Genomic DNA, 796 nt, shown 5'->3' with positions numbered 1-796 from the left:
ACGCCATATCGCGCTGCTGCTTGACGGATCGCTTGATCTACTGAAGGATTATAGCTATTCATAGAGGTGACTCCTTACAGATCTGCCCACTTGCTCCGCCAATGCCGAAGAAATAAAGTGTGCTACCTTCTCACTAAAAATTCCCTTTTCATGCCATTTTATGAACCTTTGTAACATTTGAGCAACTTCCTGCTGGTTCATACCTTCAACTCCAAAAGTTGCTAACTTCGTTATATCCCGTTCAAGTATCTCTCTCTCTTGTTGAGGCAATTTTCTAATCGTAGGAGATAAAATATTTTGAATAATTTTTGCCCCTTCACGGAAGAAACTATACTTTCCATGAGGAATATTAACACCCATAAGATTATCAAGTTCAGGCGTTCCTTTAAACGGTTTTAGTGCTCTTGCCGCCGCCTCTTCATAGAACTTTTCTGAATCTACAGCCTTTTTAAATGCGCTAAACTTTTTAAGTCCCATAACCCTGCGAAGGTTTTTAGATACGCCCCCTTGATCTAAAGTACTCGAAAGTTTATTAATAGGACTATTACGTTTTAATATGCTATCAACATAGTCTCTCACTCCTACGTTATAAGTGTTTAGACCATTGGGCATTTTCCCTTTACCAAGACCTTCTCGAATACTATTTACTGAAACTTGTCTTTGGTAAATTTTTTTACCCATATCTATCGCTTTTGCAAAATCTTCATATTTTGCTGCACTAGCACGTGCTTCTTTGTAAATAGGAGCAATTTCATCTGTTACCTTTACTAAATCTTGCTTAGCCAAGTTATATAAA

The 796-nt window shown here is 37.7% G+C and carries 1 pseudogene; it reads right to left on the bottom strand.

The window, feature by feature from the left end:
* Positions 1 to 54: 54 nt before the first annotated feature.
* Positions 55 to 796 (bottom strand): annotated as a pseudogene (locus BN338_RS12265) (glycine zipper family protein); the annotation flags it as partial.

The sequence above is a fragment of the Bartonella queenslandensis AUST/NH15 genome (assembly GCF_000312585.1).
GTDB classification, from domain to species: Bacteria; Pseudomonadota; Alphaproteobacteria; order Rhizobiales; family Rhizobiaceae; genus Bartonella; species Bartonella queenslandensis_A.
The sequence above is the reverse complement of the archived record's forward strand: the minus strand, read 5'-3'. Positions and strand labels throughout refer to the sequence as shown.